Origin of the sequence: Corynebacterium sp. (genome assembly GCF_030530965.1) — a bacterium.
Lineage (GTDB): Bacteria > Actinomycetota > Actinomycetes > Mycobacteriales > Mycobacteriaceae > Corynebacterium.
The window spans coordinates 7,703-22,104 of sequence record NZ_JAUMTY010000035.1; the positions used below are offsets into that span (position 1 = coordinate 7,703).

The window sequence follows — 14,402 nt, forward strand, 5'->3', positions numbered from 1 at the left end:
GCCGACGACAGCATATCGAGGGCTTCCACAGTTTGCGTGACCGTGAACGGGCTGGTCAGCCGCGCAGCTAGTTGGCCACTACCGACGGGCATCGGGAAGAGATTCTCCAGGCGCTCGCGAAGAATCAGCGAGAGTTGATCGTCGCTAATCTGTGCGAGCCACTCAGACAAGCGATCGGGAACGGAACCGGGAGAAGACATAAACCCCCATTCTAACCGGGGGCAATCGTTCTTAGTAGGGTGACTAATACGTACTGATCTGAAAAGATGGAGCCATGGCGAAAGATAAAGAACAATATGTTGATCCAGGTTGGCCTCAGCATTTAGAGGAGGGCGAGCACCCCGTGACAGAGGTGGTCTCCCACGTGCCGGGCGCGACGAGCCCCTACGGTGAGGACACGAAGTTCCCTGTTGATTCCAGCGAGCTTAACTACGTTCACCCGTACACCCCTGTGAACAGGCCTTTTAAGCGTTAGTTGCTGCATAGCTGCGCACTCGAGAGTGCTCTAGTGTTACTCGAGCGTGCCTGAGCTGCGTGCTGGTTGCTTGCCAACGTGCCTTAGGTCCAGCGCGCCTAATGTCTGGCCCTTATAGGCCGCTACATAGAACGAACCCCTCGGGAGATCCCCACCATTGATGGTGTTTCCCGAGGGGTGCTCGTTATAAAGCGCGTCGCTTATGCAGCGCTGCGTGACGAGTGGAAGTTCTTTTCCACGGCGTCGTAAATCTTCGTAGCCTGGGCAGTGGCCTCAGCGTAACCGTTCACAGCTGCGCCAATGGCCTGGTTGTAGGCACCAACGAGCTCGTCGTGATGAGCGTGGTAGTAATCCGTGATCACGGCGGGCATCGGAATGCCGGCTTTGTTGAAGGCAGCCTGGATGGTGTCGAAAATCTGGTCCAAGCTAGCGATGCTCTGCGTTGCGGCCAGGTCCGTCACAGCCTTCTGCGGCGTCGGAGCCTCGTCGGCTGCCTCGGCAGAAGCCTGAGCTGCAGGTGCAGCGTTCTCGGCAGGTGCAGCCTCTTCGACAGGAGCGGCTGCGGGCTGAACGGCGGCCTGAGCACCGTTGGCGTAGGCGTTATCGCGCTGAGAAGGGGCACTGCTCAACCCGAGCTGCGCGGAGCAAGCCGGCCACGCGTTCCAGCCCTGCTCAGCGAGGACGCGCTCGCCGACCGTGATCTGCTGTTCACGGGTTGCCTGGTTAGCAGTAGCAGCGTATTCGGTTCCGCCGTATGCAGACCAGGTGGACGGTGCGAACTGCAGACCACCCTGGAAGCCGTTGCCAGTGTTGATGCCCCAGTTGCCACCAGACTCGCACTGAGCTAAACGATCCCAATCGGAATCTGGTGCTGCCGACGCTGACGGAGCGACAGCAATGCCGCTAGCTGTGATAGCCAAGCCTGACAGGGCAACCTTGGCGCCGGTAGAAATACGGTTGGTGTTCTTGGAGTGCTGTCCCATAAAGGGGTATAACCTCTCTGTGCGATAATCGGCGTCCTTGGCGGACCGCTTCTTGACGTACTGGACGGCCACGCTACATGAAGGTTACGAAAAGGTCACATTCCGGTAGCGACTTGGGGTCGGTCGCGAGCGAGTAACATGGGTAACAGTGCAGCGTAAAGCTATATTTTGAACGAATTATTGACGAAAAGTGCCGTTAAAATGTGATTAAGAACACTATTATTCGTGCGTGCGGCAGGTAGTACTGCGCGTTTATTGACGAGTAAAAACGTAAAACCTACCTATGAAACATCGGGATGGGCTAAAAGTTGTGGATCGTTTAGAATAAGGAGTTTCGCCCATCACGCTGGGATAGTCGCAAGCTCACCGCTTGATACATGGTTAACCCGACACAGGGTTACAGAGCCAGATGTAGACATACCCAGCTCATGAAATACAGAGAAAGGAAAACCCTCATGCCAATCGGAAGAGTCAAATGGTTTGATCCCGATAAGGGATTTGGGTTCGTCACCAACCCGGGCGATGACGACGTCTTCGTCGGCACCCAAGTATTGCCCGACGGTGTGGAAGAACTACACCAAGGGCAGAAAATAGAGTACGAGTTCGCTGCAGGCCGGAAAGGTCCGCAGGTGCTCAGGATTACGGATATTCAGGAGACCGGTCGGCCTCGGCGTCGCCCTTCCCATAAGTACAAGCCAGATCAGCTGCAAAGCATGATCCAGGACTTGATGACGCTCTTAGAAGGACATGTTCAGCCGAGCCTCCAAGCAGGCCGCTACCCAGGGCGGAAAGAAAGCCGTCAGGTGGCTGAGGTCCTTCGCGCTGTGGCCCGGGAACTTGATGCTTAATAAGCTCGATGCCCCGGGCGTAGCGCAGCCATAGCGCCGGTCGTGCACCGTGCTATTTCTCCAAGGGGCCACTTATCCAGGCGCTACTCCGGGGAAATAGCCCACACCATGGTGTAGGCATCCTCGTCATCAGACGAATCAGAACCGTGAGATTTATCGCCCAGGAGAACGGCGTGAACCTCAGCGACTTTCAGTCGGGAACCATCTTTACTTCCATCGATGGTGACCGACTTTTTGTCTTTCGCCTTATAAACGGACTCGTCATTCTTGGCATTGTCCTCATAGATCGTCAGCAACGACCATTGAGTATCGGACACCGTCGAGGGGACGTCGATAGTGGCCTTCCCATCCTTCGGCAGGGAAATCTTTGTCATTGACTTCTCCGTGCAGTCCGTCGATCCCAGTGCACAGGCCTGATAGGGATTCGCCGTGACGCTCTTCCCCTTGGAATCAGTAATCGACAACGTGACCGTGGTGGGGTCCACCGAGTTGCGTCGCTGTTCCCAATAGGTGAACGCAATTCCACCGACAATCGCGACGAGCACGATGACGGCCATCACAGATCCCACAATGATCATGGTGCGTCGTTCCCGACGTCGCTCTGCCTTTGTCTTTCGACGGCCGCGACGGCCGCGACGGGCTGGGGCCTGGGGTGATGGTTCTGAGCTGGAGGACGAACCCGGTTCGGTCATGGCGTCCACAATAGCGAGGCCCTAATGACGTCGTACATGCGGGACCTTGACAGCGAGGAAAAGAGTTCGTAGATAGCCGACGCCGATGATGATGGCTAGAGCGATGAACCCTGTACCGAGCTGCGGCGGGAGGATAATTCCCATCGTGCCGCCGAACACCCATGCGAGTTGCCCGAACGTTTCGCTGCGGCCGAATGCGCTGGATCGCGCTTCTTCGGGGAGGCCTTCCTGGATGGTTGCATCAAGGCTTACTTTGCACAGTGAACTAGATAGCGACAGTGCGAAGGTCGCGACTGCGGTCCAGATCAGCCCAGGCCAGATGGCTGCACAGATCACGCCCGCCCACGCGATACCTGCAATCGTGAGCACGGTCACTCGCGGGGCTCCGAGGGGGATCCGCGCTCCCAGCAAATTTCCCGAGAACGTGCCGACGCTTCCTGCGGCGCCCGCGACGGCCAGCATTGCCAGCTGTTCCCACGCGCTCAGACCGTGGGTCGATTTAGCTGCAAACGCGACGAAAATCGTGAGGAATCCGGTGCCCGACCGACTGGTCATGACGGACCACAAACACGTTTTGGCGTCGTGGGGGAAAGGAACGATATGAAGCTGTTGGGCTGCGCGAGTGACGCGCTGGCGGACGGCTCGTCGTCGCGGTGACGACTGTGACGGCGATTCCTGAGTTGGTGCAGTGTCGGTTGCGGTCACGTCGGCAGTGGTCGCGTCGGCCGTCGGATCGTCGTCAAGAGAAGAGTCCTCGGTGAGAGGTGATCCCGGGACGGACAGTGGGGACGTGGTGGCCCATTCGTTGGGAGACGATTCTGCTTTTCGCGGAATGAGAACGCACGAATACAACCCCATGAGGGCAATGACGATAATGACCCACAACGCTTCGCGAGGTGTGAACAGGAACGACACGCCAGCGGCGATGGCTCCGACGACACCCGAGCCTACGATGTGCCCCAAGATCGTGAGCCGCGCATTCGTGCGAACCAGATCGATATCAGGCGGCATGAGCCGTGGGGTAACTGACGACTTCAGCACACCGAACGACTTACTCATCACCATCATGCCCAGCGCGGCGGGGTAGAGGACCCACGAGTGGAAATTCGTGAGCAGCCACACTGTTAATACGATGCGCGCGGCGAATGTCAGCGACAACGCAAAACGACGTCCGGCGTACACGCGGTCTAACGCAGGACCAATCAGCGGCGCGATGACCGCGAAGGGGGCGATGGTCACAAGCAAGTACAGGGCGACGCCTTCGCGCGATTCACCCGTCGTTGCGGAGAAAAACAACGTGCCCGCCAGGGCCACCGCGAGAGCTGCGTCGACACCAGAGTTGCAGATCGTCGTGTAGGTCAGCGACGACAGTCCCGACGCTTTCGCACCGTCGGCCTCGATCCAGCTGCCTACCAGGCGGCCAGGGGCTGACAACACACGGCGAACACGAGACGGCCGTGGCGTCGTGTCATCGGCCGGTGGTTCGTGTAGCTCGCCAGTGGTGGGCGGCTCTCCGTGGTTGTTCACGAACCCATTCTTGCACCATCGCCGGGTGGGCATGCATTTCCGCTAGCCACCTAGTCAACCAGGCCACCTAGCCGCCCAGGCCGTCGACACGAACCCGATACATATGCGGCCACAACTTGCCAGTCAGATAGAGAACGGCAGGATCATCCGGATCGCTGGCCACGCCATTCAACACACTCTCGCCGGTAGCGTCCCGCGCCGGGGCCAATTCCGACGCGTCAATCACGCTGGTCACACGGCCGTTCGTGGGATCAATGACAAGGAGTTCATCGCTATGCCACACATTGGCCACGATTCGGTTGTGGGCGCAATCTAATTCATTGATATTGCCGACGGGCCGACCGTCCAATGTCACCGATAGCGAGGAGCGCTCCTCGAACGTGTTGGGGTCGCGCCGGGCGAGCTTGTTACTCCCATCGCTCATGAGGAGGGTATGGCCGTCGTAACAGAGCCCCCACCCTTCGCCCTCGTAGTGGGCCGAGCCTGTTTCCACCAACGATTCGCGGTCGCGTCGGATAGCGTGGCCCGATTTCCACGTTAACTGCCACACCGAGGTTGGCGTTGCCGCGATTCCTTCGCCGAAATACTTCCGGGGTAGGTGATGAACATGGGCGCGGTGGCCGTCGTCGTTAAGAAAATAAACCTCTGACCTACCGTAACGGCCAGTGCTGACCAGTGTTTGACCCTCTGGAAGGTGATCCAATCCTTCAGTAAACGCATCGTGGGGCCAGGGGAGAGTGTCAAGAACTGTGACCGACCGGGTCGGAACCGATCCACGATGGGCCAAAGAGGAAGTAGATGGGGCGCGCGAAGCCCCGTCGGTACGGGAGCGCTGTGACCACGACGCGACAATGATCAGTCCGCACACCGCAATAAGAACGATGCCCACGAGCACCGTGATGAGGGTTAATCTAAACCGTCTTGAACCCATTGCGCTCCACGGCGGACAGCCTCCCGCTGCCACATATAAACCCCGTAACCCAAAACACCCGTGACGGCGCCGATAATGCTGGTCCAGACCAACTGGTCAGTCCACCCGCGAGTGAGCCCAAAAAACACCGCACCCAGCACCCATACGATGATTCCCACGATGAGAGCGGGCCGCGGATCTTCGAGCGCACGAGGCAGCCGGGGAAGGGTGACGTCCTGCAGCGGTTTGGAGTGGAATTGGAATTTAGGGCTCACACGTGCCAACTTACCCTTGTGGGGTTTTCCTCCCCACCCGTCCCAAATCTCACCCGTACCAAGCCCTCCTCGGTGCGGCTTCACACATGTGCAGGAGTTCCGATGTCCAACAATGCTTCCTCCACGGACACGGCGACGGCACCGTCGTCAAAGAAGAAAAGACGATCCGCGCTGGACAACTATTTCCACATTTCTGACCGAGGATCCACCCTGAGCACGGAAGTTCGTGCCGGCGTTGTGACCTTTTTCGCGATGGCCTACATCGTGCTTCTGAATCCACTCATCCTGGGGAGCGTCCCCGATCACACCGGGACCGAGCTGGGCATTCCGCGAGTTGCGGCTGTTACGGCCCTCGCCGCCGGTGTGATGACCATCGTTTTCGGCCTGATCGCCCGGTATCCCTTCGGCATCGCGACGGGCCTCGGCATTAACACGCTGGTGGCGGTCACCCTGGTGTCGTCCGAAGGGCTCACATGGCCACAAGCAATGGGGCTCATTGTTATCGACGGCATCATCATCGTGATACTGGCCGTCACTGGGTTCCGTGTCGCGGTTTTCAACGCTATCCCCGCACCGATGAAGACAGCAATGACTGTCGGCATCGGTCTTTTTATTGCCATCATCGGTTTTGTCGACGGTGGTTTCGTCCGCCGCATTCCCGATTCCGCCCACACCACCGTTCCTGTTGAACTCGGCATCGGCGGGTCCATTGCTTCATGGCCGACGGCCGTTTTCCTGGTGGGGCTGTTGATTTGTGGTGTGCTCGTGGCCCGCAATGTCCGTGGCGGACTGTTCATCGGCATCGTGGCGAACACGATTATCGCGATGATCGTTGAGGCTCTCACTCACTCCGGGGCGTCGGTGAAGAATGGCCAGCCCAACCCGAAGGGCTGGAACTTGGCGGTCCCCGGTATTCCCGATTCCTGGGCGGGTGCTCCGGACCTGTCCTTGGTGGGCAAGGTGGACCTCGTCGGTGCGTTTACCGAGGTGGGAGTACTGACGGCCACGCTGTTGGTGTTCACCCTTGTGCTGGCCAACTTCTTCGACGCCATGGGGACGATGACTGGCTTAGGTAAGCAAGCCGGTTTGGTTGATGAGACCGGCGTGTTGCCGGACATGAAGCAGGCGCTGGTTGTGGAGGGCACCGGCGCGATTGTCGGCGGTGCGGTGTCTTCGTCGTCGAACACGGTATTCGTGGATTCTGCTGCGGGTATTGCCGACGGTGCCCGCACAGGCATGGCAAATGTCGTGACTGGTGTTTTATTCCTCGTTGCCATGTTCCTGACCCCGCTGTACGAGGTTGTTCCCACAGAGGCGGCTGCTCCGGTGCTCGTTATCGTGGGTGCCTTGATGGTGGGGCAAATTCGCGAGATTGATTTTTCACAATTCACGACGGCTCTGCCGGCGTTTTTAACGATCGTGGTCATGCCCTTTACGTATTCCATTGCTAACGGTATTGGGATAGGTTTCATTACTTATGCCGTGATGGAAACTGCGGCCGGACGGGCAAAGAAAGTTCACCCATTGATGTGGATTGTGGCGATCTTGTTCGTCGTGTACTTCGGCATCGACCCCATCCGGGACGCCGTGAGTTAGATGAGGGATGCGGTACATGAGTGGCTGCGACTCAGCGGAGGTGGCAATGAACGAGTGTGATGTCGTCTATATCGACGACCCGTCGGATCCGAGGCTCGACGATTTCCGGAACCTCAACCACTCAGATAAGCGCCCCGATATGCCTGGTGGGAAGGGTTTAGTGATCGCGGAGGGCCTACTGGTCGTTCCACGGCTGATCCGCTCGCGTTTCCCTGTGCGAGCCATTATGGGGACCGAAGCTAAGCTTCATTCACTTCTTGCCGACGCTAACCTCGCGGAGACCATCGCGAAGGCTAATATCCCCGTGTGGTGTGTATCCCGCGAGGTTATGGCCGAGGTTGTGGGCTTTGATATGCACCGCGGTTTGTTGGCTTCAGCGAACCGCGTGGAGGTGCCGTCGATCAGCGATGTTCTTGACGAACTGGATGCTCGACGGGACCGCGCGGACCAGCCTCCCGTGAGCGGGACGATCGCCGTGCTGGAGGGCGTGGGCGACCATGAGAATATCGGCGCCCTGTTCCGCAACGCTGCGGGGCTGGGTGTGGATGCCGTGTTCTTTGGGGCTGGCTGCGCGGATCCGCTCTATCGGCGTGTTGTACGCGTGTCGATGGGCCATGTGCTGCGTGTCCCGTTCGCGTATTTCGAGGGCAACCGCTCGACGTGGCAGCGTGGATTGTCGGAATTGCAGCAGCGCGGGTATCGATGTGTGGCGTTGACGCCGTCTGACGATGCGGTCATGTTGCCTGAGGCCCTGGATGGTGCTCAGCGGGCTGCGTTAATGGTGGGGGCCGAAGGGCCGGGGCTAACCGAACATGCGATGCGGGCGAGCGATGTGAGAGCCCGCATCCCGATGGCCCCGGGGACGGACTCGTTGAATGTGGCGACGGCAGCAGCGATGGGGTTTTATGAGCGCGCTCGGACATCGATAGTGGGGCGGTAAGAGCCCCAGCGACGACTGGCTTAGTCGCGCGGTTCGCGACGCCCGGTCTTCCGCGCACGTGCCCGAACGCGATCACCCACAGCGTGAGGAAGTGACGCCAGCGCTCGTCCTCCCCGGAGGGCCGCGCGGCCCGCACGAGCAGCACCGCGTTTCATAAACGCGGAGACATCAGAGCGGTCAATGTCGGCCCACTCACGTACAGAAAATGGCGGGACGTGGGCGTAGTCGTCGTAATCAGAATCGTGATCGGCCGTGAGGTCGTCGTCAATCCATTCCTCGTCATCCGCCGATCGCGCGTGCGGGTTATCAGACGAAGCTGTGCCGTCGGCAGCGTTAGTGTGTCGTCGGAAAGCAGAGCGACCCCGTCGGGACGAAGAACTCGAAGCATGGTCCAGAGGCAGGCGGGACGCGGGGCGACCATCAATGGCAAAAGCTGCAACAGGAACGTCCATGGAGGTTGACGTCAGGGACAGGCCCAGCCAGGAGTGGAGCGCCTCCATGGCCAACTCTGCGGGGAGGAAGGGCAGCTCGATTCCGCGGTGAGCGCCATGCGACCGTTCCCCGGCCCAAAACGGTGTTTCGAAAGGCTCCGGCAGCCCCGTGTCCTCGAAAATCGAGACCCGATTAGAACAGAACGACCGCTCGAGTTTGCCCTCGTGCCAATGCGCGAACCCACCCAGCTGACTGTGGTCGTCGGCTGCGAAAGCATAAATATCGGAGGCCGGGATCGACTCAATCAATTTCATGGGCAACGCGGACAAGTGCGACACATCAAACTCGTAACCAGGGAACGATGCCGGCACATATTGAATAATGGCCACACCGTCGAACCCACCGATATAAATTTCACCATGACCGGCCGACGTGGACCGGTTAAGCGGGAAGTCTCCCATGTGCGTGACGGGCCATTGCGGGTTCAGCTGGGCAAGCAATTTTCGCCCAAAACCGCGATCGGGGGCGGGGTCATTGGCGAAGACATCCTTGGGGTGAGCAGTGCTAACGCACCAAATGGTGACCGTGGCCGAGGGGAACGGGTATTTCACGATAGGCACGGACCCGTGGGGAGTGAAGCCGTCACTGGAACGTGATCCAGATGAATCCGACGCGTGAGCCATGTCGTCCCTCCGTTACTCACAGTTTGCCGTCTCACACAGGCGCGCGGGGAGTTTCTATGTGGACAGTGTCCAGCTTAGTCGTGGTCTCGGGTGTGGTTGCCCCGGTTGCGCGGCGGATCCGACCGGTTCGTTCGCACTCCCAACAAGACATCCTCCCAGTGGGGAGTCACCGCTTTCCGACGACGACGAGGCCGGGGTTCAGTGTCCGGGTGTTGTAAGAATGCGTCTTCATTCTCGGACGATCCACCGTGGCCATCTGATGCCCGATCGTGGCCCGAGCCGTTGTGGTCATCGTTTCTGCTGGTTGGCCCGCCATCGTGGGGATCATTGCCGGCCGACGATCCTGTGTCTGAGGATTTCTTCGCCCGCCGTGATCGGTGGTCATCGAGCCCGACAATTTCCATGCGGCCGGTCCGACGACGTTGTGTCCGTCGACCGCGTCCCCCACCTGCTCGAGAGGGGTGGGAGTGGGGCTGCACGTCGGTGTCCGCGCCGGGCTGCTGTCCCTCGCCCCGGGGTGCATCATCCTCGGGCGCCGACGGGGCAGCGGAGGTAGCGTCGTCGAAGTCCTCTGCGGTTTCGTCGTAATCGAAGTCGGGGTCGCCGTCGGTGTGCAGCCCGTGGATCTGCCCTGATTCCTGGCTGCCATCGTCGGAATTCATTGCCGACGAGAAACGCGCGGATCCTCCCTGGCCCCTGGTGCGAGACCGGGAGCGGCCGGGGGAGGGGCGGCCAAAGTCGGGGTCGACAAGTTCCGTGGCGGCTTCATTGCGTGCCACGGTCGTGGCGGAGAGCCCGTCGGAGTGGTAGCTCCATTCCGCGGTGACGTCGGACATGCCAGATGTCCAGGTCAGGGTGATGATCCACAGTCGGGCGTCGTTGCGGTAGGCGTCCCATGTGGCTTCCGAGAGGTCCATCCCGCGCGCTGTGAATGCCGTGGCGAGGACGTCGTCGAGAGTCAGTGTGGACGGGCCGTCTTGGCGAACGGGGTGCGATTGGCGGGCCACGGTGGTCATGCGCTCACGCTCGGCGAGGATGGGGTGCGCGAAGGGCTCGATTTTGCCTTGCGACATCCCGGAGGCGCGGGCGAGGTCTTCGATGGATTCGCCGCCGCGGATGCGCGCCTGGATTTCTCGCGGGGTAAGGACGACGGTCGGTGTCGACGGAGCCGTCAGTGATTCGCTGTGTTCTGTTGTGGCGGTGTCAGATCCTGCGCTGGAACCCTCGTCATCGGAGTCTTCGTCCTTATCGACGACGGAACCGTTGTCCGTGTGTGATGAATCGGAGTCGTCGGACTGAGGTGCCGCTTCTGCCGGGGTATCGGTGCTGGTGGAATCGATCGAGCCGTTGATGCTGGCAACGTCGGCAGCATCACTCAGCAACCGGTGGAGGGCAGATCTCGTGTCCTCAGTCAGCGGCAGCCTGAAGTGTGCCGGTGCGGTGTGGTCCTCCTGGGAGGAATCCGTCGAGGAAACCTCAGCTGAATCCCCCGCGGCGGACGCGTCGGGACCGTGCGGCTCCGAGGCAGCAAAAACCAGGTAGTCGTCGGTGCATTCCTCGGGGACGAGGGAAATTGTCTGCATTACTACCTCCTGGTCACATAAGCCGGGGTGGAACTCCCGTTCCTTATGCCAGCGTTCACCGCCGTCCGCTGCCTTTTATTCTCATTCACCGTTTTACGCTTATGCGAAGGCTTCAGAGAACGATTGGCAATGAATGGCCGTGAATGGCAAGCCATACATATCCCGACTTTTTCTCAGATACCCCTTTACCTTAGCTGGATTAAGCAAATAGCGGTGATATACGCGCTGGATAGTGCGCGATATCTGGTCCGCTACGCCCCGGAGTAACTGCTACTACGCGCTCTTGTTGGCTAGTTCATTGTCCAGAATGTAATCAATGGCAGATACTAATTTCTCTACATCCGCGGTATCGATAGCCGGGAATGTGCCAATACGCAGCTGGTTTCGTCCAAGCTTGCGGTAAGGCTCAGTATCCAGCACACCATTAGCACGCAAAATCGCCGCAATTCGTGCCGCGTCAATGGCGTCGTCGAAATCAACCGTCGTGACGACGAGGGACCGCCCCTGCGGATCGGCGACGAATGGTTGCGTCTCGGTGCGCTTTTCAGCCCAGTCATAAATCACGCGTGACGACGCAGACGTCCGCTGGACCATTCCGTCGAGCCCGCCGTTGTTATTCATCCACTGCACTTGCTGATCCATCATGAGCAGCGTCGCGACTGCTGGCGTGTTATACGTTTGGTTCTTCCGCGAATTATTCACAGCAGTCTGCAAATCGAGGAACGCAGGAATAAACCGGTCAGATTTCGAAATCCGCTCAATCCTTTCCAGCGCGGCCGGGCTCATCGCGGCGAACCACAGGCCGCCATCGGAGGCGAAGCATTTCTGCGGCGAAAAGTAGTAAGCATCCGCATTCCGAATATCGACGGGTAAGCCACCGGCGCCCGAGGTCGCGTCGATAAGGACGAGCGCGTCACCAGACGGCCGCTCCACGGGAACCATCGCCCCCGTCGACGTCTCATTGTGCGCCCACGCAACAACATCCGCGTCGACATTGTTAAGTTCCGACGGGGAAGGGGCGGTGCCTGGATCGCTTTCGAGGACGATCGGAGTGTCCAACCACGGGGCTCGCTCGGAGGCGGCCGCGAACTTGCCGGAAAACTCCCCGTACTTCAGATGAGCGGAACGGCGTTCAATCAGGCCGAAGGTCGCCGCGTCCCAAAACGCAGTGGCCCCGCCCAGTGAAGCGACGATTTCGTACCCGTCGGGAAGCTGAAAGAGTGACGTCAGGCCTTCCTGAATAGAGGCGACGATATTTTTGACCCCGGGCTTGCGGTGCGAGGTTCCCATCACGGTCGTCGCGCCCTGGTCAATGGCCTTTATTTGCTCCGGGCGAATTTTGGAGGGGCCACAACCAAAGCGGCCATCGTGGGGGAGAAGTTCCTCAGGGAGTTGAGGTGCGTCGGAAGGGGTTGATGATGTGGTGGGTGTCATGGAGGGCTCGTATATCTCTAGAGACTGTGCGTTGGTGGGGATCATAGTGACGCGGCCGTGAATAAGCGAATAAAAACCACAAAACTGTTTAAAATGCGTACATTGGCCTCAGTTCAGCCGGTGAGTAACCCTGAAAGAGGGTGGAATTCTGGCCATTGATTGGTAACTGTCGTCCACGTCACAACTTTTGTTAAACTGTGCGGCATACCATTACTCGGGTATGTCTGCTGTCGCCCCCACGTGAGTGAGGTTCTACACTAGATCGTGAAGAGGGCAGGTCTTCAGTATTTGTCTTGTCGTCCACATGATGGATGCCGTGAATCGGTGAACATCGACCAACAAAGAGAAGGCCGCCCTCGAAAGTGTATGAGTGCAGGGAAAACTTAAGCGAGCATCAGCTCCATACGGCATAACCACTGCTTTCGGAGAAAGGGAAAACATGGCTGACAACAATGCTGCAGAGGCCAAGGACAAGGCTGTACTTACCTACCCGGGAGGCAGCTATGAAATGCCGATCGTTAAAGCAACCGATGGGAACGACGGCATTGCCCTAGGAAAGCTGCTCCAGGAAACTGGCTACGTTACCCTCGATCCGGGGTATGTAAATACAGGTTCCACGCTGTCCAATATCACCTATATTGATGGTGCAAATGGGATTCTTCGCTACCGCGGATACCCCATCGAAGAATTGGCTGAAAAAGCAACCTTCAATGAAGTTTCTTACCTACTGATTAACGGTGAGCTTCCTAACCAAGAACAGCTCGACGAATTTAACCGCAATATTCGCCGGCATACCTTGGTTGATGAAGATTTCAAGGATCACTTCTCCATTTTCCCGCGGTCATCACACCCCATGGCCGTTATCGCTTCTGCGTTGAACGTGTTGTCCACCTACTACCAGGATTCGCTCGACCCGCTCGACCCGAATATGCAGAAACTCAACACCTATCGCCTGATGGCGAAGGTTCCGGTGCTGGCTGCCTACTCCCACCGCGCACGTCGTGGTCAGCCGTTCATGTACCCGGATAACGGCCTGAACGCTCGCCAGAACTTCATGCGCATGATGTTCGGCTACCCGACGGAGGACTACGAAGTTGACCCCGTCCTGACGAAGGCTCTGGATCAACTCCTTATTCTCCACGCGGACCACGAGCAGAACTGCTCCACGTCGACGGTTCGCATGGTGTCCTCCGCGCAGGCTAACATGTTCGTGTCCATCGCCGCCGGCTTCAATGCCCTGTCCGGCCCGCTTCACGGTGGCGCTAACCAGGCAGTTCTGGAAATGCTCCAGGAAATCAAGGACAACGGTGGCGACGCAACCGAGTTCATGAACAAGGTGAAGAACAAGGAAGACGGCGTGAAGCTGATGGGCTTCGGCCACCGCGTCTACAAGAGCTACGATCCGCGCGCTGCAATTGTGAAGAAGACCGCAGACCGCGTGCTCAACCACCTTGGCGTCAATGACGATCTCCTCGAAATTGCCGTGAACCTGGAAGAAATCGCGCTCAAGGACGACTACTTCATCGACCGCAAGCTGTACCCGAATGTCGACTTCTACACTGGCCTCATTTACCGTGCCATGGGCTTCCCGACCAACTTCTTCACCGTTCTGTTCGGCATGGGCCGCCTGCCGGGTTGGATTGCTCAGCACCTCGAGCTCGTGAACGACAAGTCGTCGCGGATCAACCGCCCGCGTCAGGTGTACACGGGATACGATGAGCGCCACGTCATCCCGCGTAAAGAACGCTAAATAAAGAGCGCTACACGTGATGCTCCGGTGCCACTAGGCACCCCGCCATGAGCCAAGTTCGTCATTACCAGCTACTCTGGTGAGCCGAGCTTGGCTCATTGCTTCGTCAGTTCCCCTATACCAGCGAGTCTGTAACAAAAGGAGAAAATCTCATGAGTAAGCCAACTATCGAGGTCCAATCGGGGCCAGCCCCGCAGGATCTCCTCATTGAAGACATCACGGTAGGGGACGGCCCTGAAGCACAAGCGGGATCCAACGTTGAGGTCCATTACGT

General features: G+C 58.7%; 14 protein-coding genes and 1 pseudogene. 6 read left to right on the forward strand and 9 right to left on the reverse strand.

What is annotated here, in order from left to right; genetic code table 11:
• On the reverse strand, positions 1 to 200 hold a 200-nt coding region (locus Q3981_RS07360; protein WP_303124869.1), incomplete at its 3' end, for a hypothetical protein.
• A gap of 74 nt (positions 201 to 274) precedes the next feature.
• Here Q3981_RS07360 and Q3981_RS07365 point away from each other — a divergent pair.
• Complete coding sequence (locus Q3981_RS07365; protein WP_041628746.1) at positions 275 to 475, forward strand: hypothetical protein; 201 nt, start codon at positions 275 to 277, stop codon at positions 473 to 475.
• A gap of 200 nt (positions 476 to 675) precedes the next feature.
• Here the strand turns inward: Q3981_RS07365 and Q3981_RS07370 are convergent, their stop codons facing one another.
• On the reverse strand, positions 676 to 1,530 hold the full coding sequence (locus Q3981_RS07370) for a resuscitation-promoting factor Rpf1 domain-containing protein (RefSeq protein ID WP_368410101.1): 855 nt from the start codon (positions 1,528 to 1,530) through the stop codon (positions 676 to 678).
• A gap of 383 nt (positions 1,531 to 1,913) precedes the next feature.
• Here Q3981_RS07370 and Q3981_RS07375 point away from each other — a divergent pair, with 383 nt between their 5' ends.
• Entirely contained in the window at positions 1,914 to 2,306 is a 393-nt protein-coding gene (locus tag Q3981_RS07375) for a cold-shock protein (RefSeq protein ID WP_012731099.1), read from the forward strand.
• An 83-nt stretch (positions 2,307 to 2,389) separates the two neighbouring features.
• Here the strand turns inward: Q3981_RS07375 and Q3981_RS07380 are convergent, their stop codons facing one another.
• The 4 genes from Q3981_RS07380 to Q3981_RS07395 form a co-directional block, all read right to left on the reverse strand.
• Positions 2,390 to 2,998 (reverse strand): DUF2771 family protein, encoded by a 609-nt coding sequence (locus Q3981_RS07380; RefSeq protein WP_303124872.1) that lies wholly within the window; start codon positions 2,996 to 2,998, stop codon positions 2,390 to 2,392.
• Between the two features lie 21 nt (positions 2,999 to 3,019).
• Positions 3,020 to 4,525 carry an MFS transporter gene (locus Q3981_RS07385; protein WP_303124874.1) on the reverse strand — a complete coding sequence of 502 codons (1,506 nt, stop codon included), beginning with the start codon at positions 4,523 to 4,525 and terminating at the stop codon, positions 3,020 to 3,022.
• A gap of 67 nt (positions 4,526 to 4,592) precedes the next feature.
• Positions 4,593 to 5,456, reverse strand: coding sequence for a glutaminyl-peptide cyclotransferase (locus Q3981_RS07390; protein ID WP_303124876.1), 864 nt, complete (start codon positions 5,454 to 5,456; stop codon positions 4,593 to 4,595).
• Positions 5,432 to 5,710, reverse strand: coding sequence for a DUF2530 domain-containing protein (locus Q3981_RS07395; RefSeq protein WP_303124878.1), 279 nt, complete (start codon positions 5,708 to 5,710; stop codon positions 5,432 to 5,434). The genes Q3981_RS07390 and Q3981_RS07395 overlap by 25 nt, the downstream gene beginning before the upstream one ends.
• Before the next feature lie 102 nt (positions 5,711 to 5,812).
• On the opposite strand from Q3981_RS07395, the gene Q3981_RS07400 reads away from it, so the two are divergent.
• Positions 5,813 to 7,306, forward strand: a complete 1,494-nt coding sequence (locus Q3981_RS07400) for an NCS2 family permease (RefSeq protein WP_303124880.1) — start codon at positions 5,813 to 5,815, stop codon at positions 7,304 to 7,306.
• A 46-nt stretch (positions 7,307 to 7,352) separates the two neighbouring features.
• Positions 7,353 to 8,246 (forward strand): RNA methyltransferase, encoded by an 894-nt coding sequence (locus Q3981_RS07405; protein WP_303124882.1) that lies wholly within the window; start codon positions 7,353 to 7,355, stop codon positions 8,244 to 8,246.
• 20 nt (positions 8,247 to 8,266) lie between these two features.
• Here Q3981_RS07405 and Q3981_RS07410 read toward each other — a convergent pair whose 3' ends face one another.
• The 3 genes from Q3981_RS07410 to serC all read right to left on the reverse strand — a co-directional run bounded on the left by Q3981_RS07410 (position 8,267) and on the right by serC (position 12,378).
• Complete coding sequence (locus tag Q3981_RS07410; protein WP_303124884.1) at positions 8,267 to 9,361, reverse strand: hypothetical protein; 1,095 nt, start codon at positions 9,359 to 9,361, stop codon at positions 8,267 to 8,269.
• Positions 9,362 to 9,435: 74 nt separating this feature from the next.
• Positions 9,436 to 10,944 (reverse strand): septation protein SepH, encoded by a 1,509-nt coding sequence (sepH, locus tag Q3981_RS07415; RefSeq protein WP_303124886.1) that lies wholly within the window; start codon positions 10,942 to 10,944, stop codon positions 9,436 to 9,438.
• Positions 10,945 to 11,217: 273 nt separating this feature from the next.
• A complete protein-coding gene (gene serC / locus Q3981_RS07420; RefSeq protein ID WP_303124888.1) occupies positions 11,218 to 12,378 on the reverse strand; it encodes a phosphoserine transaminase in 1,161 nt (386 codons plus the stop codon).
• A 439-nt stretch (positions 12,379 to 12,817) separates the two neighbouring features.
• On the opposite strand from serC, the gene Q3981_RS07425 reads away from it, so the two are divergent.
• Both Q3981_RS07425 and Q3981_RS07430 read left to right on the forward strand, forming a co-directional pair.
• Positions 12,818 to 14,128 carry a citrate synthase gene (locus Q3981_RS07425; RefSeq protein WP_012731109.1) on the forward strand — a complete coding sequence of 437 codons (1,311 nt, stop codon included), beginning with the start codon at positions 12,818 to 12,820 and terminating at the stop codon, positions 14,126 to 14,128.
• A 152-nt stretch (positions 14,129 to 14,280) separates the two neighbouring features.
• Positions 14,281 to 14,402, forward strand: a pseudogene (locus Q3981_RS07430) (FKBP-type peptidyl-prolyl cis-trans isomerase); the annotation flags it as partial.

Excerpts from the sequence above, each read along its gene's own strand:
- Q3981_RS07365 (WP_041628746.1), top strand. The coding sequence starts at position 275 with ATGGCGAAAGATAAAGAACAATATGTTGATCCAGGTTGGCCTCAGCAT.
- Q3981_RS07375 (WP_012731099.1), top strand. The coding sequence starts at position 1,914 with ATGCCAATCGGAAGAGTCAAATGGTTTGATCCCGATAAGGGATTTGGG.
- Q3981_RS07380 (WP_303124872.1), bottom strand. The coding sequence starts at position 2,998 with ATGACCGAACCGGGTTCGTCCTCCAGCTCAGAACCATCACCCCAGGCC.
- Q3981_RS07390 (WP_303124876.1), bottom strand. The coding sequence starts at position 5,456 with ATGGGTTCAAGACGGTTTAGATTAACCCTCATCACGGTGCTCGTGGGC.
- Q3981_RS07400 (WP_303124880.1), top strand. The coding sequence starts at position 5,813 with ATGTCCAACAATGCTTCCTCCACGGACACGGCGACGGCACCGTCGTCA.
- Q3981_RS07405 (WP_303124882.1), top strand. The coding sequence starts at position 7,353 with ATGAACGAGTGTGATGTCGTCTATATCGACGACCCGTCGGATCCGAGG.
- Q3981_RS07410 (WP_303124884.1), bottom strand. The coding sequence starts at position 9,361 with ATGGCTCACGCGTCGGATTCATCTGGATCACGTTCCAGTGACGGCTTC.
- sepH (WP_303124886.1), bottom strand. The coding sequence starts at position 10,944 with ATGCAGACAATTTCCCTCGTCCCCGAGGAATGCACCGACGACTACCTG.
- serC (WP_303124888.1), bottom strand. The coding sequence starts at position 12,378 with ATGACACCCACCACATCATCAACCCCTTCCGACGCACCTCAACTCCCT.
- Q3981_RS07425 (WP_012731109.1), top strand. The coding sequence starts at position 12,818 with ATGGCTGACAACAATGCTGCAGAGGCCAAGGACAAGGCTGTACTTACC.